The 24032-nt window shown below is 45.6% G+C and carries 17 protein-coding genes, 2 tRNA genes and 4 pseudogenes; 17 read left to right on the plus strand and 6 right to left on the minus strand.

The window, feature by feature from the left end:
- Nucleotides 1–518 precede the first annotated feature (518 nt).
- Together xylA and xylB are read left to right on the plus strand one after the other, a co-directional pair.
- The gene (gene xylA / locus LKE23_RS10035) at nucleotides 519–1868 is read left to right on the plus strand and encodes a xylose isomerase (RefSeq protein WP_267201003.1); all 1350 of its coding nucleotides are present in this window, start codon (nucleotides 519–521) and stop codon (nucleotides 1866–1868) included.
- Between the two features lie 171 nt (nucleotides 1869–2039).
- Nucleotides 2040–3548, plus strand: a complete 1509-nt coding sequence (gene xylB, locus LKE23_RS10040) for a xylulokinase (protein WP_291977212.1) — start codon at nucleotides 2040–2042, stop codon at nucleotides 3546–3548.
- Nucleotides 3549–3637: 89 nt separating this feature from the next.
- On the opposite strand, the gene LKE23_RS10045 is transcribed toward xylB, so the two are convergent.
- Nucleotides 3638–4486 (minus strand): DNA-binding domain-containing protein, encoded by an 849-nt coding sequence (locus tag LKE23_RS10045; protein ID WP_291977213.1) that lies wholly within the window; start codon nucleotides 4484–4486, stop codon nucleotides 3638–3640.
- 288 nt (nucleotides 4487–4774) lie between these two features.
- On the opposite strand from LKE23_RS10045, the gene argF reads away from it, so the two are divergent.
- The 3 genes from argF to LKE23_RS10060 all read left to right on the plus strand — a co-directional run bounded on the left by argF (nucleotide 4775) and on the right by LKE23_RS10060 (nucleotide 7774).
- Nucleotides 4775–5782 carry an ornithine carbamoyltransferase gene (gene argF, locus LKE23_RS10050; RefSeq protein WP_267201000.1) on the plus strand — a complete coding sequence of 336 codons (1008 nt, stop codon included), beginning with the start codon at nucleotides 4775–4777 and terminating at the stop codon, nucleotides 5780–5782.
- Between the two features lie 16 nt (nucleotides 5783–5798).
- Nucleotides 5799–6731: a carbamate kinase gene (arcC, locus tag LKE23_RS10055; protein ID WP_291977214.1), complete on the plus strand. Its 933-nt coding sequence runs from the start codon at nucleotides 5799–5801 to the stop codon at nucleotides 6729–6731.
- Between the two features lie 122 nt (nucleotides 6732–6853).
- The gene (locus LKE23_RS10060; RefSeq protein WP_291977215.1) at nucleotides 6854–7774 is read left to right on the plus strand and encodes an EamA family transporter; all 921 of its coding nucleotides are present in this window, start codon (nucleotides 6854–6856) and stop codon (nucleotides 7772–7774) included.
- Between the two features lie 46 nt (nucleotides 7775–7820).
- Here the strand turns inward: LKE23_RS10060 and LKE23_RS10065 are convergent, their stop codons facing one another.
- Complete coding sequence (locus LKE23_RS10065) at nucleotides 7821–8537, minus strand: matrixin family metalloprotease (RefSeq protein ID WP_434737600.1); 717 nt, start codon at nucleotides 8535–8537, stop codon at nucleotides 7821–7823.
- Between the two features lie 217 nt (nucleotides 8538–8754).
- On the opposite strand from LKE23_RS10065, the gene LKE23_RS10070 reads away from it, so the two are divergent.
- From LKE23_RS10070 to LKE23_RS10110, 10 genes and pseudogenes are all read left to right on the plus strand, one after another.
- A complete protein-coding gene (locus LKE23_RS10070) occupies nucleotides 8755–9885 on the plus strand; it encodes an IS30 family transposase (protein WP_291976173.1) in 1131 nt (376 codons plus the stop codon).
- Nucleotides 9886–9988: 103 nt separating this feature from the next.
- The gene (locus LKE23_RS10075) at nucleotides 9989–10471 is read left to right on the plus strand and encodes a DUF7679 family protein (RefSeq protein WP_291977217.1); all 483 of its coding nucleotides are present in this window, start codon (nucleotides 9989–9991) and stop codon (nucleotides 10469–10471) included.
- A gap of 52 nt (nucleotides 10472–10523) precedes the next feature.
- Nucleotides 10524–10594, plus strand: a tRNA-Gln gene (locus LKE23_RS10080).
- Between the two features lie 98 nt (nucleotides 10595–10692).
- Nucleotides 10693–11022: a hypothetical protein gene (locus tag LKE23_RS10085; protein WP_291977218.1), complete on the plus strand. Its 330-nt coding sequence runs from the start codon at nucleotides 10693–10695 to the stop codon at nucleotides 11020–11022.
- Nucleotides 11023–11090: 68 nt separating this feature from the next.
- Nucleotides 11091–11163: transfer RNA gene (locus LKE23_RS10090), tRNA-Glu, on the plus strand.
- A gap of 270 nt (nucleotides 11164–11433) precedes the next feature.
- A complete protein-coding gene (locus LKE23_RS10095; protein ID WP_291977219.1) occupies nucleotides 11434–12357 on the plus strand; it encodes an IS30 family transposase in 924 nt (307 codons plus the stop codon).
- 29 nt (nucleotides 12358–12386) lie between these two features.
- Nucleotides 12387–12497 (plus strand): annotated as a pseudogene (locus LKE23_RS11100) (CagC family type IV secretion system protein); the annotation flags it as partial.
- A gap of 38 nt (nucleotides 12498–12535) precedes the next feature.
- Nucleotides 12536–13204 (plus strand): annotated as a pseudogene (locus tag LKE23_RS10100) (IS5 family transposase); the annotation flags it as partial.
- A pseudogene (locus tag LKE23_RS10105) lies at nucleotides 13204–13863 on the plus strand (MFS transporter); the annotation flags it as partial. The pseudogenes LKE23_RS10100 and LKE23_RS10105, both read left to right, overlap by 1 nt.
- 167 nt (nucleotides 13864–14030) lie before the next feature.
- Complete coding sequence (locus LKE23_RS10110) at nucleotides 14031–14804, plus strand: (S)-acetoin forming diacetyl reductase (protein WP_047768688.1); 774 nt, start codon at nucleotides 14031–14033, stop codon at nucleotides 14802–14804.
- Between the two features lie 432 nt (nucleotides 14805–15236).
- On the opposite strand, the gene LKE23_RS10115 is transcribed toward LKE23_RS10110, so the two are convergent.
- On the minus strand, nucleotides 15237–15728 hold the full coding sequence (locus tag LKE23_RS10115; RefSeq protein ID WP_291977220.1) for a stage II sporulation protein M: 492 nt from the start codon (nucleotides 15726–15728) through the stop codon (nucleotides 15237–15239).
- A 751-nt stretch (nucleotides 15729–16479) separates the two neighbouring features.
- On the opposite strand from LKE23_RS10115, the gene LKE23_RS10120 reads away from it, so the two are divergent.
- Nucleotides 16480–17724, plus strand: a complete 1245-nt coding sequence (locus LKE23_RS10120) for a hypothetical protein (RefSeq protein WP_291977221.1) — start codon at nucleotides 16480–16482, stop codon at nucleotides 17722–17724.
- 254 nt (nucleotides 17725–17978) lie between these two features.
- A pseudogene (locus LKE23_RS10125) lies at nucleotides 17979–19002 on the plus strand (IS30 family transposase).
- A 296-nt stretch (nucleotides 19003–19298) separates the two neighbouring features.
- Here the strand turns inward: LKE23_RS10125 and LKE23_RS10130 are convergent.
- The 3 genes from LKE23_RS10130 to LKE23_RS10140 all read right to left on the minus strand — a co-directional run bounded on the left by LKE23_RS10130 (nucleotide 19299) and on the right by LKE23_RS10140 (nucleotide 24003).
- On the minus strand, nucleotides 19299–20627 hold the full coding sequence (locus LKE23_RS10130; protein WP_291977222.1) for an ISL3 family transposase: 1329 nt from the start codon (nucleotides 20625–20627) through the stop codon (nucleotides 19299–19301).
- Nucleotides 20628–20890: 263 nt separating this feature from the next.
- Entirely contained in the window at nucleotides 20891–22657 is a 1767-nt protein-coding gene (locus LKE23_RS10135) for a glycoside hydrolase family 13 protein (RefSeq protein ID WP_291977223.1), read from the minus strand.
- On the minus strand, nucleotides 22657–24003 hold the full coding sequence (locus LKE23_RS10140) for an SLC45 family MFS transporter (protein ID WP_291977224.1): 1347 nt from the start codon (nucleotides 24001–24003) through the stop codon (nucleotides 22657–22659). The genes LKE23_RS10135 and LKE23_RS10140 overlap by 1 nt, the downstream gene beginning before the upstream one ends.
- Nucleotides 24004–24032 lie beyond the last annotated feature (29 nt).

Below are 24032 nucleotides of genomic sequence, written 5' to 3' on the forward strand. Positions count from 1 at the left end.
TAAGTCAAATGGGTGAAGTTAGTTGCCTATACGTTGTTGTGTTGGTTTATCTTACCAACTAACATCATTATAATAACATAAAATAATAAAATTGAAAGCGCTTCAGTTAAATTTCTTGATAAAAGTTGAGCATGGGAACGCTGAAAGCCAGCTGGGCCAAGGGATGGCTGAGGATAAAATTTTTGCTAAAAAATGACTGTGATCGCTAAATGTGGCCTTGACCACTCTAAAAGATTGGCTCCACATCACGGATTAATGGCGACGCTCACAAGAGGGAAATAATGCGATTGGGCCAGCAGCTTTTCATATTAATGAAATGCCCATTAATTACGATTGAGATTCCCGGGTTAGTAAATAGCGGGGCATACTATATGTAGAGATTATTTTCTTAGCAAAGAAACTTGTTTTTTTCTGCACAAAATCGTAAGAAAGGGTTTACAAATCAGAAAAAGGGAGTATATTAAGAGTCGTAAGTTAGTTGTTTATACAAACTAAATCTTTTCAGGAGGCTACTAACTATGGCTGATTTATGGCAAGGCATTAATGACATTAAGTACGAAGGACCTCACAAGGGTCTTAAGTCGGGCTTGTTCTATCAATACTACAACCCAGATGAAGTAATCTTGGGCAAGAAGATGAAGGATTGGCTGCGGTTCGCCGTTGCTTACTGGCACACATTTGATCAACGGCTGGTTGACCCATTCGGTGACGGAACTGCAATGCGTCCATACGACAAGTACACTGATCCAATGGACCAAGCTTTGGCCAAGGTTGACTACGCATTTGAATTCTACAAGAAGTTAGGCGTTAACTTCCTGTGCTTCCACGATCGTGACCTGGCTCCACAAGGCGACACTCTTCGTGAAACCAACAAGAACTTGGACAAGGTTGTTGACAAGATAGTTGAATATCAAAAGGACAGCGGCATGAAGGTTCTTTGGAACACTTCAAACCTCTTCACTGACCCACGGTTCCTTGAAGGTGCAGGCACGGCTCCTTCTGCTAAGATTTACGCTTACGCATGTGCTCAATTAAAGCACAGCCTGGAAATTGGTAAGCGGGTTGGCTCTGAGAACTATGTCTTCTGGGGTGGTCGTGAAGGTTACGAATCACTTTGGAACACCGAAATGAAGCGTGAACAATCACACATCGCTAAGTTCTTCCACATGGCTAAGGACTACGCTAACGAGATTGGCTTCGATGCACAGATGCTGCTTGAACCAAAGCCGAAGGAACCAACTACTCACCAGTACGACTTTGACGCCGCAACGACGATCAACTTCATGCGTGAATACGGTCTGGACAAGGACTTCAAGCTGAACCTTGAAGGTAACCACGCTAACCTGGCTGGTCACACTTACCAGCACGAAATTCGGGTTGCTCGTGAAGCTGGCCTGCTTGGTTCTCTGGATGCCAACCAGGGTGACAAGCTGATCGGTTGGGATATTGATGAATTCCCATCCAACCTGTACGAAACTACTGCTGCTATGTGGGAAGTTGTTGAAAACGGCAGCATCGGTCCTCGCGGTGGTCTGAACTTTGATGCTAAGCCACGTCGGACTTCCTTCAAGCCAGAAGACCTCTTCTACAGCCACATTGTTGGTATGGACAGCTTTGCCGCAGGTCTGCGGGTTGCTGCCGCTATGAAGGAAGACGGCTTCTTAGACGACATCCTGAAGAAGCGTTACGCTAGCTGGGACGAAGGTCTTGGCAAGCGGATTGAAGAAGGCAAGGAAGACTTCAAGAGCATTGAACCAACTGTTCTGGACGCTACTGAAGAAGAACTCCGTGCATCTACTCAATCTGATCACCTTGAAGAAATCAAGGACACCATCAACCACTACATGATTGAAACGCTGGCAAAGTAAAGCTAAAAAACATCACTTTTCAGACAATTCAACTACGACAACTCTAACTAATACGATTAAACCTATCAATCCAAATACACGGTGATGATATCAAGCGTTCAATCAGCAAAAGGGCTGAGGCAATCAACTTTGCCCCGGCCCTTTTGTTAATTTAAGAAGGGAATGAAAATTATGGCAGAATACGTAATTGGGGTCGACCTGGGAACGAGTGCGGTGAAGGTTTCGGCAATGGACCGTGACGGTCAGATTGCCGCCCAAGAAAGCTATGGCTACCCGCTGCACCAGCCGCATCCGGGTTACAGCGAACAGGATCCAAAGGACTGGCTGTATGGGACGACCATCGCCATTGACCGGCTGATCCTGCGGGACGGAATCGACGCTGACGAGATCAAAGGGATCTCCTTCTCCGGTCAAATGCACGGCCTGGTTTTGCTGGATGAGAACGGTCAGGTTCTGCGGCCGGCAATGCTGTGGAACGATACCCGGACCACTAAGCAGTGCGAAGAGATCATGGACAAGCTCGGCGACAAGTTCATTGACATCACGGGGAACCGGGCGCTGGAAGGCTTCACCCTGCCAAAATTGTTGTGGGTGAAGGAAAATGAACCGGAGATCTGGGCTAAGGCCAAGAGCTTCCTGTTGCCAAAGGACTACGTGCGCTTCGTGATGACCGGCAAGCAGGCCCTGGACTACTCCGATGCTACCGGGACGGTCCTCTTTGACATCAAGAAGGGCGAATGGAGCAAGGAAATTTGTGACGCCTTCGATATCCCAATGTCGATGTGCCCACCGCTGATCCGCTCAATCGACCTTGCCGGAACGGTCACGGATTACTACTCGATGTTCTCCGGACTGAAGACCAGCACGAAAGTCTTCGGCGGGGGCGGTGACAACGCCTGTGGTGCTGTTGGTGCCGGAATTATCAAGCCAAACATGGTAATGTCCAGCATCGGGACTTCCGGCGTGGTGCTGAAGTACGAACCGGATGCCAACGTCAACTACCACGGTGCTCTTCAGTATGAATGCCACGCCATTCCGGATTCCTACTATTCAATGGGGGTTACCCTGGCGGCCGGTCACTCACTGAACTGGTTCAAGCACACCTTTGCTCCCGATGAGGACTTCACCGAGATGGTTGCCAAGGCCGGTAAGCGGCCAATCGGCGCTAACGGCCTGCTCTTCACGCCGTACGTGGTTGGTGAACGGACGCCGTACGCCGATGCCGATATCCGGGGGAGCTTCCTCGGCGTCGACAGCATGCAGAACAAGTATGACTTTGTCCGGGCTGTGATTGAAGGGATCACCTTCAGCTTCCGGGACATCCTCAACATTTATGACCAACACGGCCAGGACTTTGACACGGTCGTGGCGATCGGTGGGGGTGCCAAGAGTGACTTCTGGCTCCAGCTCCAGGCCAATATCTTCAACACCAAGGTCGTTTCCCTGACTAACGAGCAGGGGCCGGGCCTCGGGGCATCGATGCTGGCTGCCGTTGGGCTGGGCTGGTACGACTCCCTGGAAGACTGTGCCAAGAAGTTCGTCCACTTCGGCAAGACCTACGAGCCGCAGCCGGCTGCCGTGGCCAAGTACAATGACCTCTACAAGACCTACCACCAGGTTTACGATCAGACCAAGGGCATCAGCCATCAACTGATGAAGCTGCGGAACGAATGGGACTAATCATAGCAGTCAGATCAACTCAAACATTCTATAACAAATAAAAGGAAGATTACCGTTTGATTGCGGGAATCTTCCTTTTGTTATCTATATTATTTACTGCTTTCTTGCACCAGGCCGTTGAAGAAGTGCTTGATTGAGACCTGACCGCCGCTGGTGCGCTGGCCCTGAAGATAGGCAATCTCGTTGTGGACGTTCTTGTATTCGTAGAGGTTGTTGGCATACTCCAGGATGATGTCGTTTTCCGGATAGTCGATACACATGTGGGCCAAGTTGTTGAGGCCGGACCGAATGTCGCGTCGCACCCGTTGGAAGATTATCTTCTTGCCGTGGGCGTCGCAGCCAAAGGCCTCCGCGAAGTTGATCTCCTCGAAGTCCAGCTCCCGTTCGATCATCATGTTGGTGATGCTGATGATTTCCTGGCCGCCGTTGCCCGAGGTAATGCCAAGGAAGCGCAGGATGGAGCGGGCATTTTCCTTTTTCTTTTCCTTATAGCTGACGGCGACGGTATTGCTGTTGGTGGCGGCACCGCTGACCAGGTCGAGAATCTGGAGGAGGCGCTTCGACATGTCGATGTTTTGTCCAGCCAATTTGATGACCGTCTTTACCTCGGCGATGTTAAGGGGCTTTTCCAGGAAAAAGTCGATCCCGTTCTTGTAGGCCTTGGTGCGGGTCTCGGGGTCGATCGCCGTTGCCATCATGATGAAGTGGGGATAGTGACGGCTATCCTGAATTCGGTGAACCAGGTCGATGCCATCCATCTTCGGCATGGCGTAGTCGACAAACATGATGTCGATACTGAGCCGCATGGCATCATCGAAGGCCTGCTGGGGATCGGTCGTGGTACCGACGATCGAATTATTGAAGTCGTTTTCGATGATGTTGCGCAGCAGTTCGGTGGCATTGTCATCGTCGTTATTATTTACAATATAGAAATTCATACTGGGTCCTCTTGACTTTCTGAAGTACAATGAAGTTTTTTGAAGTTCAAGATTATTTTACCGCTTCGTGCAATGACGCACAATAGAATTATTTGAAAATGATGGTTAATTCCCGTGGAGTGGGCATTTATTTCATCAAAAAACTTGGGTCCGCTTTCATTGATGTTATAATAGGCCTTGAGAAGCAAATACCGCAAAATTTTTTCGATAAATTTTGCGAAGTTATGCGAAGCTTCTTGAAGTATACCGGTATGATAGTAACTGTAATAACCAAGGAGGAATTTAATTATGGCTTTTAATTTACGTAATCGCAGTTTCTTAACTCTCGCTGACTTCAACAAGCGTGAAATGGAATACATGCTTAACCTGGCTGAAGATCTGAAGAAGGCTAAGTACACTGGTACTGAAGCTAAGAACCTCGAAGGCAAGAACATTGCCCTGATCTTCGAAAAGAGCTCCACTCGGACCCGTTGCTCATTCGAAGTTGGTGCCAAGGATGAAGGTGCTCACGTAACTTACCTCGGTCCTTCAGGCTCACACATTGGTCACAAGGAATCTGTTAAGGATACCGCACGTGTTCTTGGTGGCATGTTCGATGGTATCGAATACCGTGGATTCTCCCAGCGGAACGTTGAAACCCTGGCTAAGTACTCAGGTGTTCCAGTATGGAACGGTCTGACTGACGAAGACCACCCAACCCAAGTTCTGGCCGACTTCCTGACTGCTCACGAAGTTCTGAAGAAGCCATACGAACAAATCAAGTTCGGCTTCGTTGGTGACGGCCAAGACAACGTATCCAACGCCTTGATGTTAGGTGCTGCCGTTATGGGGATGGAATACCACGTTGTAACTCCTAAGGAACTGAACCCAACCAAGGAAGTTCTGGACAAGGCTAACGCAATTGCCAAGGAAACTGGCGCTAAGATCGTTGTTTCCAACGACGTTAAGGAAGGCGTTAAGGGCATGGACGTAATCTACGCCGATGTTTGGGTATCAATGGGTGAATCCGACGACATGTGGGAAAAGCGGATCAACCTGCTGAAGCCTTACCAAGTAACGATGGACGTTATGAAGGCTACTGAGAACCCTAACGTTCTGTTCGAACACTGTCTGCCAGCATTCCACAACCTGGACACTGAAGTAGGTAAGGAAATCTACAAGAAGTTCGGTCTCAAGGAAATGGAAGTTACTGACGAAGTCTTCGAAAGCAAGCACTCTGTTGTCTTCCGTGAAGCCGAAAACCGGATGCACACCATCAAGGCTGTGATGGTTGCTACCTTAGGTGAACAGGGCTAATTAGGGAGGCAGTTAGATGGCTAAAGTAGTTGTTGCCTTAGGTGGTAACGCCCTCGGTAAATCACCTGAAGAGCAATTAAAGTTAGTTAAGAATACCGCATCCTCATTGATTGGTCTGATCGATGCTGGTAACCAAGTTGTTATCAGCCACGGTAACGGTCCACAGGTTGGTGCCATCAACCTGGGCATGAACTTTGCTGCCGAGAATGGTAAGACGGCTGCCTTCCCATTCCCTGAATGTGGTGCCATGAGCCAAGGCTACATTGGTTACCATCTGCAACAGAGTCTGCAAAACGAACTGCACAAGCGGTGGATGAACAAGAATGTTGCTACCATCGTTACGCAGATTGCCGTTGACCCACAGGATCCAGCATTTGACAATCCTTCCAAGCCAGTTGGTGACTTCTACACGAAGGAACAAGCTGAGCAAATCGAGAAGGAAAAGGGCTACACCTTTAAGGAAGACGCTGGCCGGGGTTACCGTCAGGTCGTTCCTTCACCACTGCCGAAGAAGATCATGGAACTCGACAGCATCAACACGCTGATCGAATCCGGTGACCTGGTTATCGCTGGTGGTGGCGGTGGGGTTCCAGTCATCATGACTGATGACGGTCTCCAAGGTGTTCCTGCCGTTATCGACAAGGACCGTTCTAGCTCCCTGCTGGCCGACCAAATCAGTGCCGACAAGCTGATCATCCTGACTGCCGTTGACTACGTATACGTCAACTACGGCAAGCCGGATGAAAAGGCCTTGAAGACGCTGACGATCGACGAAGCTCACCAGTACATGGACGAAAAGCAGTTCGCTGCTGGTAGTATGCTGCCGAAGATCGAAGCCTGCATGTCATTCGTTGAAGGCCACCCAGAGCGTGAAGCAATTATCACTTCTCTGAACGGCTTAGACGATGCCTTAGCTGGCAAGGTTGGTACGGTTATTCGTGACAACTAAAGCAAATACGAAACGGCTGACGAGAATTCCTCGTCGGCCGTTTTTTGTGCGCTCATTTTTTGTCTTCCGTTATGTGTTAAAATGGTCTACGTGTAAATTTATAGATTGGAAAGTGGAAAGTTATGACCAATAAGAAAGTCTTGGGGACGGTCATGATCATCGTGGCCTGTACCTTTTGGGGGATCTCGGGCTTGTTTGCCAAGGCCCTGTTTAATGCCAGTACGGAAATCACTTCGATGTGGGTGACTCAAACCCGGATGATTTCTGCCGGAATTATTTTGCTGATCATCAGCCAGTTCAAGGGCGACCAGCCATTCAAGATCTTTAAGAACCTGCACGATGCCTGGGTAATCTTTGCCTATGGCTTCTTTGGATTGGTGCCGGTGCAGTACGGCTACTTCATGGCGGTCCAGTTTGGCAACGCCTCGATTGCGACGGTTTTGCAGTTCTTGGGACCCTTCTTCATCATTGCCTACGTGGCCGTCTTCCGTCACATTCCGCCGCGCCGGATCGAGATCATCAGTGCGCTGATCGCCTTTGCCGGGGTCTTCATCCTGGCAACGCACGGTCAGCTCAATCACATGGCAATCACGCCCCTGGTCCTGTTCTGGGGTCTGGTTGCTGCGGTGGGTGTTGCCACCAACACCCTGATTCCTCAGCAGATGCTGCGGACCAACCGGGTACCATCGCTGGTGGTGACCGGCTGGGGGCTGCTCTTTGCGGGATTGTCGCTTTTGGCCATTCACCCGGCCCAGCCGCACGTTCCCAACCTGCCGATTGTTTGGATCTGCTGGCTGGGGATCCTGGTGATTGGGACCCTGATCCCGTTCCAGCTGGCTAACAATTCACTCAAGTACATCGACGCGACGACCTTTAGCCTGATGGATGCCTTTGAGCCGTTGGCGGCCACGATTGGTTCCGTTTTGCTGTTCAATCTCCACATGACGGGGATGGACATCGTGGGGTCGATCCTGGTAATCGTGGCGGTGCTGGCGATTAACATTCGCATCCCGCAACACCACGAAGGTGAAAACATTGCTTAAAGAAAACTGCCAAGTCTGACTTTTCGGACTTGGCAGTTTTTCGTGTTTATTGATTGCTTTGCTGTTGACTCTGACTGGTGGAACTCTGATTGGTTTTCGGGGTCGACGAGTAGAGCTTTTGAACCGCTTGGACATCGGTGGGCTGGATTGTATAGAATGATCCGGCCGGTTGCATGACCGAGGTGCCGTTGTTGTGCTGGAGCCCAATTGCGTGGCCCAGTTCGTGCTCGGCCGTGTTGACAATCCGCTGTTGGGAATAGCCGTAGCTGGGGTCAAGCAGGTAGGCGGCGTTCAGCTGGACGTCGGCGTGAACCAGGTAACCGGTCATTGCATTGGTGCTTGAATTGGTCAAGCCAGCTGCCCCGTCACTTTTGTCGTTGATGGCAGAAATGACAATGTCGGCCTTGGACTTGTCACTAATCTCGTTAAAGGTAAATGCTCCCGTGCGATTCCACTGGCTGATTGCCGACTCGGCGGCGTTGCGCAGGACCGGGCTGGTCAGATCAATGTAGACGGTCGCGTTGGCGTGCTGCCAGCGCCCGTCGCTCGAACTGGTCTTTTGAGTATCATCTTTTTGTGAAGTTAGCGCGGTGACCTTTTTCCCCGTCAACTTGTTGATTCCGTTATAAGTAAGTACTTGAACGTCGTGAATGGCGACGTTGGCCCCCTGTTGGAAGAGGGCGTTGTTTTGGTAGAACCAGATGATTCCGCCGAATAACAGTAAATAAACTAATGGTAAGAACAGGCGTCTACGAATCCCCACCACCTCCTAATGCTCAAATTTTAGTATAGTTTAGGGGCAAAAGTCTATTAATTCGCCCACCTTAGTCGAAATTTTAGGATTTCTTGTAATGGAATTCACAGGGTAGATTATAGAATGAAGTTAGCCACCCAGTTGGTGGTAAATAAAAAACGCCATTCGGCGTGACATCAGGTATCATATTAAGTGAACCAAACCTATATGAAAGGATGTCCGTCAAATGACGCACTTAAATGATACCATGTCTACTATTTTATTGACTACTCATAAAAAGAATGCTCATCTTACTAAAGAAGAACGTGTGATGATTGCGACTTTAAAGTCGCAAGGACTTTCCAATCGCGCAATTGGTCGCCAATTAGGAGTTAATCATCAAACAATTAATAACGAGCTCAACCGTGGTACGGTCCGCCAACTTCGTCGTCAAAAATCTAATGGTAAGATTTACGAATATTCTTACTACATCTATAGTTATGAAGCTGGTCAGGCCACATATCTTGAACATCACCGCCATTCTGGTCGTCGTCGCTTATATTATTCTTCAAAGCAATTTTTACGATTAGCTGATCAGCTAATGCTTGGTGAGTTTGACGACCACCATTACTCCCCACAAGCGGTTATTTATAAGGCTCGAGATTTAATGAATGATGGCACCCTGATCCCAAAGTCGGTTGTAACTTTATATCAATGGATTAATGAGGGTGTGCTTCGTACGTCCAATTTAGACCTCTTTGAAAAACCTAAACGTAAGCATCATCAAACTCATCCGCAAGCTAAAAGGTGCTTAGGGCCTAATATTGCTCAACGACCTCAAACTGCGGACCAACGGTCCGAAATTGGCCATTGGGAACTGGATACAGTTCAGGGACAGAAAAACGGTAATGACAGTGTTGTACTAGTAATGACTGATCGCCTTTCACGAGTTAATATCACGAGTAAAATTGCTGGTAAAACTGCGCATGCAGTAAATCAGTTCTTTATAAATTTGCGCCAGAAAATGGGCACAGATGCTTACTATCGCATTTTTAAGACAATAACCTCTGACAACGGTTCAGAATTTAGTGAGTTAACACAAGTTCACGATCATGTTTTCTATGCTGATCCGTATTCCCCTTGGGAACGTGGATCCAATGAGATCAATAACCGGTTTCTCCGCAAGGAGATTACCAAAGGTGAAGCTATAAATAACTATAGTAGTGCTCAGATCATAGCGACTAATGATTGGATGAATCACTATCCACGAGCTATGTTTAATGGACATTCGTCAATGGATATCTATCGTAAGGCCTTCTACCAAGAGATATCACAGCTCCATCAACCAATAATCAATTGGTCAGTATTATTTATTTGAGTCCAGTGGCTAACTTATTCTTGAAATTTAGGAATGGAATTCACAGGCAACAATGGTTTGAGTTAAAATATAGCTAGAAAAGATTGTTGGAAGGGTGATTTCGATGGCACACGTATTCGTAGTTCAAGTGGAATTAAGCTGGGGTGAAAGGCGGGAATACCTGCTTGCCAATGATGTTGAACCCGGCCTTGAGCACCGCCTGGCAACTCGCAAGGACTGGCAGGAGGTTATGCGTGGTGCCTTGATCAACGTTCCTGTTGCCCCGTACTTACCCAGTGAACGAACCATGCCGCCAATGGCAACCGCCAAGGTGCTTGACGTGCGGGCGGTTGAAGCAGATGCGGCGCCAAAGCTGCAACGAACGCGGAGCCAGTTCATCATGGCCGCGGTTTGGCAACGGCAGGATAGTGCCACCAACTATAATTTCTTGCACCATGACTATTCACCGGCGACGCAGGCACAGATCAAGGCCGACGTTGACCACTGGGTGAACAACACGTCCACGGCGGCCGTCACCAAGCAGACTAAACAGCGGATCGCAGAGCAGGAAGCAGAATTTGCAAAAGAAATTGAGAAAAAGGGTTGACGAAAGTGGCAATTCCCTGTATAGTAATAACCGTTGATTAAGACAACGACATTGGGAATTGGCCAAGCGGTAAGGCAAAGGACTCTGAATCCTTGATCACTGGTTCGAACCCAGTATTCCCAATCATATGAGTCACAGTTCAAGTTAATTGGATTGTGACTTTTTTATTTTCCCGCGGATTCAAAATCTGTTACAATTGCCATTATGAGAGGAAGAGAAAAATGGCTAGTAATTCTGATTCAATTTATTATGTCCTGTCGAAACTCAAGCGGCATCCGGAACTGATCACGATGCAGTGGGCGCGCTACACCAATACCATCACGCTCGAAATTGACGATCGTTTGAAGATTGCGGACGCGGGATTTTATTTTCCGGCAATGAAGCTGATGGTTAATCGGCTGTCGAATGACTTTGTGGCCAAAAATGAGGACCTGCTGGACGACTACTTTCGGCTGACCAACTGCAGGCAGCCCAACTACCACAACGTGTGGGTGACGACCGCGCACTTACCGACTAAGCATGCCTACCTGCTGGAATTATCGTATGAGTAAAAAAGTTTAATTTCTAATTGACAGGGATAGTTGAATAACGTATAATCACATTTGTACGTTAATGCTATTGCCCGCTGGTCAAATTGGTTAAGACGTCGCCCTCTCAAGGCGGAGTTACGGGTTCGATCCCCGTGCGGGTGATTTTTTATGCTTTCATTTAATTTCATCTAGTTGTAAATGCTTGATATAACGGCGTTTTCCCAAGATGTTAATCTTGAATGTAAGTCTTTCTAAATAAGTTTTGAGTCAAATTTGAGTCAAGTTTGACCGGCACGCTGACCATCACAGTTTCTGTGGTGGTTTTTTATTTGGCAGATTGTAGAATTTAAGTTGAACATTTGAGTGGACAGAAAAACCCATAAAGGTCTTTAATGGTGTCACCACAACATTCCATTAGAAAGAAGGACCTTTATGGGCACCACTATTTTATCATTTGAAGACCGCGTTGTCATCGAAACACTTCATCATGAAAAGCACTCACTTCAATATATTGCCGATTATTTAGGCTTTAGTAAAACCACTATCTTTAATGAGGCTCATCGCTTAGCTGGTGAGTATCACGCAGTTAAGGCTCAAACTGACCATGAAGTTAAACTTAGTCATCGTGGTCGTAAAACCATCTTAACGACTAACCTAAAGCGATTGATTGAAGAAAAAATCAAGATCCAAAAATGGTCAATTGAACAAGTGGCTCATGTAGTTAGAATTGCCTACAAAACCATCTATAACTGGATTGATCAGGGACTACTGGATATTAATGTGACTGATTTACCTGACCATGGTATTCGTCGCAAACGAGCTAAAGAAACCCGTGGTACTTTTCGTCATGGACGTTCCATCGAAGATCGTCCAGCTGAAATTTCTGATCGTAATACTTCAGGTCACTTTGAAGCTGATACAGTTTTATCTGGAAAACGTAAAGGTCAAGCAGTAGCTACGTTTGTCGAGCGTAAGAGTCGGCTTACCATCGTTAAACGGCTTAATGGACGAGATAGTACTTCAATGACCAAGGCTATTTTAGAATTGGCTAACCAGTTAGGAGATAATCTCAAGACCCTTACTGTTGACCATGGGAAAGAATTCGCCAACTACAATTTGATTGAAGAACAGACCGGTGTTCCGCTGTACTTTGCGCACGCTTATTCGCCACATGAACGAGGCAGTAATGAAAATCGCAACCGAGTACTACGCCGCTTCATTCCCAAAGGTCAACCGATTGATGAGATTACCGATGATGAATTGATTCAAATTAACTGGTATTTGAATTCCCGACCACTCAAATGTTTAAATTGGCGAACACCGATTGAGCTCTTTTTGCGTAATCTGCGTTACTAAATTTGTTCAAGTTATTTCTTGCAATCTGCCTTATCAAAAGAATGCCTGACGCAGACGATCCGCGATAGAAATCAGAAGTTTATCACGCGGTTGGCCGGGTGGCTGGTTTAGTGGCCTTAGAAGCTGTCCAAGATCTATGATTTTTGATATACTTCTATGTAAAAAGCGAGTTTAAGCTATGAAAAATTATCCCAGCAATATTACTCGGCAACAATTTGAATTAATTCGACCAGCTTTAGAAATTTTCGTAAGCGAACTAAGCCTCGAAAATATGATCTCTACGAGGTTTTCTGTGCGGTCCTATATGTCTTGAAAACCGGTTGCCAATGGCGTCAAGTCCCCGGTGATTTCCCAGAATGGCGGTCAGTTTACAACTATTACAAAATTTGGTCAACTAAAGCTGAGCATACGGCTGATTCTTTATTGGAACAAGTTTTAAAAAATTGTCATTGCTCGGCGAACTTACCAAAGACGTTCAGCTTTAACTTTCTTTATTATCGTTGACGCTCAGAGCATCAAAAACACCGCTACTGCTGAAAACAAGGGTTACGACGCTGGTAAGAAAATCTCGGGGATTAAGCGCCATCTGGCAGTTGATATCAATGGCTTTCCGCAGGCCATTCACATGGCGCGAGCGAACGTCTCTGATCGAGACGGGGCCAGTGCCATGATCGCTTTACATGCCATGCATTTACGCCAGGTTCAAAATGTCTTAGTTGATGGTGGTTATTCAGGCGTTAATTTTCAGCTCGATGTAGCCAGTAATTTAAACGCAACCGTGCAGGTTGCGAAGCGCAATGAGTTGCATCGATTCGAAGTCATGCCCCAACGTTGGGTAGTCGAACGAAAAAAATTGAGAAGATTGCTGCCAACCATCAAGTTCCGGCGAAAAGCAGGCCACCCAAGCGGGCGTCTTGGACTCAGGCAAAGAAGCTGTTTGCTGGGCCGATGGGATTACTGTTTCTTCTGATTTTAATTTCTTCATTTGGATTAGTTGGCTTCGAAAGCATTTATAGTCTGTATGTCAACGAAGTTTTTGGCTTCACAATGGGCAATATCGCTTTGGTATTGACGTTAAATGGACTGACCTCGCTGACATTTCAAGCATTGCTGTTCGACAGGCTGGTCGTCTGGCTGACTGAAAAACGCTTGATTCGCTACTGCTTCTTACTCTCGTTTCTGGGCACCGGCTGGATTATTCTGGCGCACTCCAAATTAGAAGTGATTATTGCAACTTTAATTGTGTTTACCGCCTATGACCTGATTCGCCCGGCGATTACGACTCTGCTGACCAAAGCAAGTGCCACTAAGCAAGGTTTAATCAATGGCGTTAACATGTCTTTGACCAGTGTCGGCAACATCGTTGGGCCGATTGTTTCCGGCGCGTTGTTGGATGCAAGTTATCACCTGCCATACTTGGTCGTGATCGTCTTCCTGTTCATTTCATGGATCATGACGTATTGGATTCGGGATCATTTCTCGGTTGATTTGACTGAGACTAACTAGGCTTTTCCTGCTGTGAGTGGGAGGAGCCTTTTTTGCTGAACGGAATCGGCAGCCAACTTTTTTTGAAATTTAGACTACATTTTCCTATCATCGCCTCTCATGATCAGTTATAATGAAAGCGCATACTGGATATGCACAAATGATTTTCACAAATGGAGGTAACAATTATGGCAAAGCAAGTTGCATTAGTTACTGGAGCAGGTCAGGGACTTGGTGAAGCCATCGCGACTCGTCTTCATGATGATGGATTCAATGTTGCCGTTGTTGATTTGAACATCGACAATGCCAACAAGGTAGCCAAGAAGCTGTCACCAGATGGTTCTGAGGCGATTGGCATCAAGGCCGACGTTTCCGACCGTGATTCAGTCATCGCTGCTGTAAACAAAGCCGTAGATGAATTCGGCGACTTCAACGTAATCGTTAATAACGCTGGTCTGGGGCCAACGACACCAATCGATACGATTACCCCCGATCAATTTAAACTCGTGTATGGTGTCAACGTAGGTGGTGTTCTGTGGGGCATCCAAGCTGCACACCAAGCATTTAAGAAATTAGGCCATGGCGGTAAGATTATCAACGCCACTTCACAAGCTGGCGTTGTCGGTAATCCAAACCTGGCATTGTACTCAGGCACTAAGTTTGCGGTTCGAGGTATCACTCAAGTGGCTGCCCGTGACTTGGCAGAAGAAGGTATCACAGCAAACGCCTATGCACCAGGAATCGTAAAAACCCCAATGATGTTTGATATCGCTCACCAAGTCGGTAAGAACGCCGGCAAGGACGATGAGTGGGGCATGCAGACATTTGCAAAGGATATTGCCCTTAAACGTTTGTCGGAGCCGGAAGATGTAGCAGCAGCTGTATCATTCTTGGCAGGTAAGGATTCAAACTATGTTACCGGACAAACGCTGATTGTGGATGGCGGAATGCAATTCCAGTAAGAGCGCGACGAACCCCGGGTGATCCCGGAGCGTATTTTCAAGGCAGAAGGGAGCTGTTAGTAAAATAAGTGTCTCAAAACCTGTAACCTCTTCGCTAAAGTAAGTGTGCAGCTCAACAAAACGGTCAATGATGGAAGGTTTTAGTTCATCGTTGGTCCTTTTTGATTTGTGTAGCAGGGGTCAGGGGTGTCGCCCACGGGGCTAGGCAGGCTTTCAGCCGGCCGTCGGAGCATGCGTATAAGGCAGAAGGGAGCCGTAACTCCAATAAGTGCAATCAAACCTGTAGCCTCTCTTAAGCACCACTGCTATCGAGCCTAAACGTGCGGCACTCGGCTGATCCCAGAATTTAAGTGAAGAAGCGAGTCATTCCAGAAACAGGAATAACTCGCTTCTTCACTTAAATTCTGGGATCAAAACGCCTCGCGCCACACCCTAAGGCATAATCATCTTAATAAAAATCGGCGTAATATAAGTTTCCACAATCGCAGCCACAAACAGCAGCGGCATCACCAGGACCAGCGTATCCGTCAGCGTCTGCTTCAGTAGCTCAATGTATTTAATATCCTCACGTTTGCGTTTTAAGAATTTATTCATCCCATACCAGGCCAGCCGTGCACTGATCGCAGCGGCAATCACCTGGGCAGAAATTTCAAAAATTCCGTGTGGCAGGACACCACCGACAAACATCAGGAAAGGACTACTAACGATCGAAATCACCAAACCGACACTATAGGCATTTTGCAAAACATAATACCAATAAATCGGTAGTGGAATCACACCCAAGGCGATGACAACGGCGGCACCAGCGAAGTTCCAGAAAAATAATGGCAAAAAATTAGTTTTGCTGGGTGCTGTTTTATCGATTCCACTCGTAAAGTGATGGACTAGACTGCTGGTGTCCGTGAAATTCTTGGCATAGATCAACACGATGATTCAGACGATTGCTATGACGATCAGATATTCAACGGCTTTCTTAAAATAGATGCTTTTAAAACGATCAATACTTCCTCTAATCATAACCTGTCCCCCTTGTTTTCTATAAGTGTCAATCCAAAAAAAGGGGGGTCTTGTACGCTATGGCTACCGTAACTTCTTTCATTTCCGGATCAGAATTCTTATTTCGTTGAAGACCTCTAATCTAATGAGTCGTGAATTATCAAAAAAAGAGAACTAGACCAATAGCCAATGTGGATTAGTCTAATTCTCAAGAATCTCTTCATCCTTACCGATTGACAAAGAGCCTTTAATGCTATCTATAATTGTTACAACTAGATTATTAAATTTAGTTGTTCTATCAATATTTCTTAGGTTTAATCATTAATGTCAATATCTAACGTACAGAAAGGCTTTTGAACTAATGCGATCGTCTAAAAGAACTAATTTTAAATACTATTGCTTATTTCTCATTAATACATTTGTTATTTACTTTTTTGAGGTGAAAAATGGAATCATTTGTGGTTGGGACCTTCAATTTCATCTTAACCGTATTGAGGAACTATCGCAAAGTATATATAGTGGACACTTGTTATCATCCAATGGTAGCTTTGCTTTCTGTCAGATTGGTTTATTAGTTAACAAATTTTACCCATATTTGTTTTTATATCCCTTTGCTCTGCTTAGGGGCCTTATCAACCCAGTTCTTGCCTACAACATTTGCTTAATAAGCATAACTATCTTGTCATTTATTATTTCTTACAGGGCTATTACATACGTCAGTCGTTCTTCCTTATCTGGTTTCTTCTTTAGCATTATCTATAACAACAGTGGTTACATATTATTACAGATAACCCAGCGCGGCGATATTGCAGAATACATCGCCCTGGCTTTATTGCCACTACTGTTAGAAGGTTTTATCGGTCTAATTGACAATGATAATTCGCTAAAGTGGCTTTGGTTACCGATCATTTTTATTCTATTAACCTACGACCATCTATTATCTACTATTTTGTTTATGCTCTTTATGATAATAATGGCATTATTTTACTGGCATGAATTTCGTTCAAAATTAATAAAATTGATCATTTCTATGGGAATCGTTATTGTTGCTACGTTACCAGTCTCGTTGCAAATCATTTTAACTACTCATCAAAATAGAATCATTACCCCCATTGTTCCTGATACTCTGCAAAACGAGGCTCTTAAGCCAAGTGATCTTTTTCTTAATTCATTAAATAACAATGTTCCGGGTCTACTTTCTGAAGTTAACGTTGGAATTGTTGTTTTGCTTTGCGTTATTTTTAGTATTTGGACTCTGAAGCAGAGTTCCAAATTAGGACGACAGTTAGGAATACTAGGAGTGATATTCCTATTTCTATCAACCAACTTGTTTCCATGGTTTATCTTCCAGCACACCATTATGCACGTTCTTCAATTTCCATGGCGTTTCCTCGGAATAGCTACCTTCTGTATTGCTTATGCAATCTCTGTAGCTCTGCAGAATGTGCGGGGCCGTAACATAGCGATGATCTTCTTTATTCTTATTAATATGGTTACCTTCAACTATATGCACACGTTTTGTCATCGTAATAATCAGGTCATTGATTATCATAGTGTCAAGCAATACAATAACTACGCAACTGAAGCGGTATATACAGACTATATGCCATACCAAACGCTACACGGGATCAATAAGGCCGCCAATTTCCGAAAAGCTTCTGATATACATCGACACATTGCTTTGATAAATGGGAAGAGAATTAGACTAAGCAACAGACAAATTCATCCAGAATATGATCGAATTAGCTATCGCTTAACAAACCTAATTCCCAACAAAAAGAATCAGGTTACCCTTCCACTTCTTAATTACGGTAAGAATTATTCTAAAGATGGCATCAAAGTCCAACAATCTTCCAAGGGAACTACCACTATTATTTTTGTCCCTTCGCAACCACATCAACACATAACAATCTATTTAAGATGACGAAAAAGTAAATAGTCAGCAATACCCCGTCTAGGCGCGGTTGACCAATCCTCCTATACTGAAGACATAAGATTCAGTACAGGAGGATTTCTTTATGGAAGAGAAGCATGATATTGTGGCACCCGTTTTCAAAGCCAAAGGTAAGCCAGTTAGTAAGGGCCGGATTTACAATCTAAGTGCAACATCATAAATTAAACAAAAAGGCCATGAAGACCTAAACTTAAATTGACCAAAAAATAAGAAAGGTGATCTTCATGACTCAGATTGATTCTAACATTCCTCGTTACTACCATCAACTAACTAGTGAGCAGCGTGGACAGATTGAGGCACTACATGATCTGAACTGGTCTAATGCCGCGATCGCCAGAAAGCTTCACTGTCATCGGTCAACGATTGGTCGTGAGCTTAAACGTGGTCGTGTCTTACAGCGTAACTCAGATTACTTTCTTTACCATCACTACTATGGTGAAACGGCGCCAGCCAAGCATGAACAGCGGCGGCTGAAATGTCATTGTCATTTCTTGCTTAAACGGGGCCATTTCTTCTTTAAGCTCCTAACCAAACAGCTGGGCAGCCAATTTAACGCGATGAGTGTGGACGAGTTTATTGGCCAGTTCAAGTTAAAGTTTCCTGACCAGTTTTGTCCGTCAACGCCAACTGTTTACCGCTATATTGACCAGGGACGGTTAGCCATTAAGAATCTTGATTTACCACAGAAGCTAAGTCGGCATCTAAAAAAGCACCATCGTTCCCACTCTCGGCAAGCAGTGAAGCGGCTGGGAGTTTCAATTGAAAAACGCCCGCAAAAGATTAATCAGCGCCAACGTCCTTTTGATTGGGAGGGGGGATTTAGTCAAGGGGGTTCGGCGGAAGAATCAACCAGCCCTGATGACTCTAACAGAACGCTTAACGCGCTTTGAGATTGTCATTAAGATTCCCAATTACCGAGCAGGAACCTGTCGTCAAGAGCTTCAGAAGGTGATTAATTACCATCCAAACTGGTTTAACTCGATCACTTTTGATAATGGTGCCGAATTCTCTACATTGGCTAAAATTAGACATGCCAAGATTTACTTCGCTCACCCGTACTCACCTTGGGAACGGGGAAGCAATGAAAACAATAATGGACTGCTTCGTCAATTCTATCCCAAGGGCCAACCCATTAAGCAATCCCTTCTCTACCTCCACCAAGCAGTCCAAGCTATCAATACCAAGCCCCGCAAGCTTCTTCACTACCACACCGCTCAACAATGTTTTCATCAATATTTAGCTTCATAGCCATGTTGCACTTGAGTTGACAATTCGTGTTTACAAATCAACTAAGAAAATAGCTCTAGTTATTTAAAAACATGATATACTGAAGTCATCCTAAGGCGGTCGCTCTAATTGACAGAGCGCTTAAAAATCCCTTAGTAACCTAATTTTTTCAATTTCTGTAATTGATAGGCGGAATCTTGCCTTAGAGAAAGTTACCTAGATTAAAGTGTCCAACTTGCAGGGTTCACTTCAAGAATTAACCTTTACTAAGTTCGGCTCTTCGTCAAGAAGTACTGATAAGATAAATTGAATAATTTCTAAGCAGCTCTTGCCTGACCCTGGACATGAGCTGTTTTATTATGCCAATTAATGGCGATATAAGAATTCGGCAGGGAAATCAGGATACGAACGCGGAAGTGGAAGAAGTTACGAAAGCCATAGGCAGTCCGTTTGATAACTTTAATCTTATTGTTTGTACCCTCAACGGGACCATTCGTGTAATGATCATATTTGAAGCTGGCGATGATTTCTTGACGATGGGTTCGCAGAGTGCGTTGGACCTTCTGAAACGCTTGGGGAAGCGCGGTCCATTTGATAGCTAATAGTTGGTTGAGAGCTGACTTACTCCGATGATTAACTGCTAGAATCAGGCCTTGGTAATATTGATAGGCCTGCTTAAGCTCGTCGTCGAAAGCTAATAAACGATGAATAACCTCAATATCAGTTAGCTGGGCGTAACCAAAATTGCGGCGGCGCCAAAAGTTATCATACTTGAGGAGTGCACTAGGGGTTAAGAGCAGTTTCCAAAAATGTTTGAGAGCTCGCCATTGCCGGGAACTTTTTCCGGCACGGTTCATTACTTTAATCCTAGTTTGGTTCAGGGCACGGTAAGCTTGAGCTACGACATGGAAGTGGTCCGCGATAATTAAAGCATGCGGAAATAGCTCTTGAATCAAGCGGCGGTAAGGAGTATAGAGATCGACCGTAACAGTTTGAACCGCTAAACGAGCGCGGTGACTATAACGCAGGAAGTAATTGCGAAGAAAGCTACTCCGGCGTGAAAGAATGATATCGAGCGTTCGATGGTTCTCAATGTTTACGAGAATCATGCTCATTCCGCTGGGCGCAAAGCGACCAGAATGAAAGTCATCGAAGGCAATATGACGGGGAAGCCAATGGTAGTTAGGCTTAAAGACATGATCAAGGTGATTAATTACGCGCCTGACGGTCCAGCCCGAAACAGAAAAATCATCGGCGATATCAGTTTGGGATTCATTCTTAACCAGTTGCATCATAATGCGTTGCTTAATACTCGTGGCGATATGTTGACGATATTGGACATCCTCGACCGGAGCTAATTTCGTCACTGTTTGTGGACATTGAGGAGAAGCTGGGCAAATATACTTCTGCTTTTTAATCGACCAAACAGTCGGCTTGTAATGAAGGCCTGCCCCATGATAGTTAACGATTTTAATGCCATTCTTGTACATTAGCCGGCCACAATGAGGACAATGCATGGGGTAGGATTGAACAAGATGGACCACAATATAATCGCCGTGATCGGCAATCGAGTCTTCTTTAGTATTGGTATCAAGTTCAAGATGAGTGTCTTTAATTCCGAGAGCAGTTCTGATAGAATTATCCATGAAAGATGGTCCTTTCTTAAACGAAGACGGGGGTCAGCCATCTTTCGTTTTTTATTTTAAATTTAAACCAAAATAAGCACTGATGTTAAATCCATCAGTACTTAAAATTGTAGAACCATTTTTATGAATAAATCAGAGTAACCTAATTTTTTCAATTTCTGTAATTGATAGGCGGAATCTTGCCTTAGAGAAAGTTGCCTAGATTAAAGTGTCCAACTTGCAGGGTTCACTTCAAGAATTAACCTTTACTAAGTTCAGACTTGCTATTTCATTGTAATCACAAACCCATTTGGCATCAATTGGTGATCCTGTACGCCCTGGCTAAGAAGTAACCGACCGGTACTTAAGCATTTAATTGGTAAATTCGTAGTGTTGAAAATCCCCGTAAGAACCTTTCCGGCACCCATACGAGAAATTTCCACCAGTCCTGTCGGCAAGACTTTAAGAACAACCATGCCGCCTTCAATCAAGTCTGCATTGTTCCGTCGCAATGCCACTAACTTTTTAAAGAAAGTAAACATATCCTGACCATCATCATCTGGCACCCAATTCATCGGTTTCCGACAGTCTGGGTCATTATCGCCATCCATGCCGTACTCGGTACCATAATAAATCGACGGTGTACCAGGCTGCAAGAAGGTAAAGGCAAAGGTTTCCTTGACCAGATCCCGGTTACCACGAGCCTGGGTCATAATCCTGGCAGTGTCATGTGAATCTAAAACATTAAACATCATCTGGTTAGTCTGGTCACGATACTTCATCAACTGATTACTCAGATGGTCTATCATTTGTTCCGCGCTAATCCGATGATTAATGAAATGATCCAAAATAGCACCTGTATAACTGTAATTCATAACCCCGCTGAACTCGTCCCCGTTCAGCCACGCCTGCGAAGTATGCCAAATCTCACCTAGGATATAAAAATCTGGTTTGAGGGCCGTTGTCTCCTGGTGGAACCTCTTCCAGAAGTGGTGGTCAATTTCATTGGCCACATCCAGCCGCCAAGCATCAATATCAAATTCCTCAATCCAATATTTGGCAATTCCCAACAAGTAATCCTGCACTGCTGGGTTAGCTGTATTGAGTTTCGGCATATGCGGTGTGTAATCAAAGGTATCGTAAGTTGCATCCGGGGTAAATTCAAAGTTCTTGGTCGGCGTGTAAGTTGCTGGGAACTTATTAACATGGAACCAATCAGCATATTTCGAGTTTTGGCCGTTTTTAAGGACGTCCTGCCACTGCGGCGACTTATCACCAATATGGTTAAAGACGGCATCTAGCATTACCTTAATCCCCCGCTTGTGAGCCTGGGCAACTACTTCCTTAAATAAGGCGGCGTCACCAAAGTGGGGGTCAATCTGGTAATAGTCTTCTGTATCATACTTATGGTTAGAAGGGGCTTTAAAAAGCGGGTTAAAGTAGATCCCATTGACACCCAATGCTTGAAGGTGGTCAAGGTGGTCCAGTACACCCTGCAAGTCACCGCCATAGAAATCCTGACGACCAGGATGGTCATTGGCATTCCACTTTTTAGTACCAGCAGGGTCGTTGGACTGATCACCATTGGCAAAGCGCTCGGGGAAAATCTGGTACCAAACCGTTTTCTTTACCCATTCTGGAGCGTGAAACATATCAATCTCTTGGAAGAAGGGCATCCGAAAGTAGGTATTTAAATCATTCAAGGCCGCGTGGTCATCTGGCTGAAGGTAGCCCCGGTCGGTATAAACCGTCCTCGTCCCATCAGCGCCAGTGATGTCAAAGGCATACGCCAAGCGCTTTTTCGGCTCGGTAACCGCAATCTGCCAATAATCATAGAGGTCATCAGACAAGATTTTCTTCATCGGCGTCGGTTTGGTATAAAATGGCGGTTTAATTCCCGCCAGGCTGCGAAGACTGTAAGGGTCACCGTGCAATAGCTGGACCGCTTTTACGTCATCTTTAGCAGTCCGTAAACGGATATGCATCGTCTGAGAGTCATAAAGAAAGGCCATTTCGCTTTCTGGCCGGTGGTAGATAGCAGCAAGTTTCATTAGTCAATATCTCCCTTTTCAACAGAGGTTTCCTTGACAACGTAAACCGCAAATGCCCCAATCAGTGCTAGGGCAGCAGCTACGACCAGCATGTGTGGCATGTAGTTGCCCAATAACGGATAAAGAGCAAAGGAGCAAACAGAAGCAACAATCTGCGGGAAGCAGATCCAGCAGTTGAATAACCCCATGTAAGTACCATCATGCTTACCATCCAGGGCATTCGTCAGGATAGTGAACGGGATGGAGTTGATCGTAACCCAGCACATCCCGATACCAATAAAAGCAACGAACGATAATAGCTTAGTCGGCGCAACAGACAAGCCCCAGAAGCCGAGGGCACCCAGGACCATTCCTAAGGCGTAGGCAGGTTTCCGAATTCGGTCATTCAGCTTTTGCAAAACCAATCCGTAAATAATTGCTACCCCGACTTCAACACCAGACAGGACACCAAACCAGTTCCCGGCCGCTTGGTAAGCAGCGCTAGAAGCATTCGTAGTGTGCCAGATGTTTTGGGCCACCGTCCCTGCACCATAAGTCCACAGGTATTGGAAACCAGTCCAAGAGAAGAATTCAACAATTCCCAGCGTCCAGAAAACCTTGGGCGCGTGTTTAACAATTGTGAAGAAGTTTTCACTGATATTAGCATTTTGGTCTAAGCCGTGGTACTTGGCATAAGTCTCTGGGTCATATTCGTCAACTTTCCAAATAGTAAAGATTGATGAAACAACTAAAATCGCAGCTCCAATATAGAATGACCACTTAACAGAATCTGGTAATTCACCCTTAGCTGCAACATTCTTAACCCCAATCCAGGTCAACAAAAACGGGAAGAGGTCAGCGGCAACGGACCCGATGTTTCCCCAAATCGTCTGCCATGACCAAGCCTGGTCCTTTTGTTCATCGTTTACCATGTCAGAAATCATCATCTTGAATGGCTGCATCGACATATTTGAAGACAGGTCCATAAATAGGATGGCTACCGCGCCGAACCATAGCGCAGTCGAAGTCTTGAAACCAAACGAGCCGGAGTTCGGCAACAGGCACATCACAATGACAGCCACAATCGTCCCTAAAATCAAGTAAGGGAGCCGCCGCCCAATTTTAGGAATCCAGGTCCGGTCGGAAAAGTAGCCGACCAGTGGTTGAACAACCATCCCTGCTAATGGCGGCAGGATGAAAAACCATCCTAGCTTGGTTGGGTCCGCCCCCAGGGTTTGGAAGATCCGCCCCATGTTAGCACTCTGCAAAGCAAAGGCCATCGATGTCCCTAGGTTTCCAAACGTCATTAGCATTAATACCGAAAACGCAAGCGAAGGCAAACGTTTATTCAACTTTTTTCGATTCATAAGTAGGGTCTGTCTTAAAACAAGCTTTT

The sequence above is a fragment of the Limosilactobacillus sp. genome, from assembly GCF_022482365.1.
Taxonomy (GTDB): Bacteria; Bacillota; Bacilli; order Lactobacillales; family Lactobacillaceae; genus Limosilactobacillus.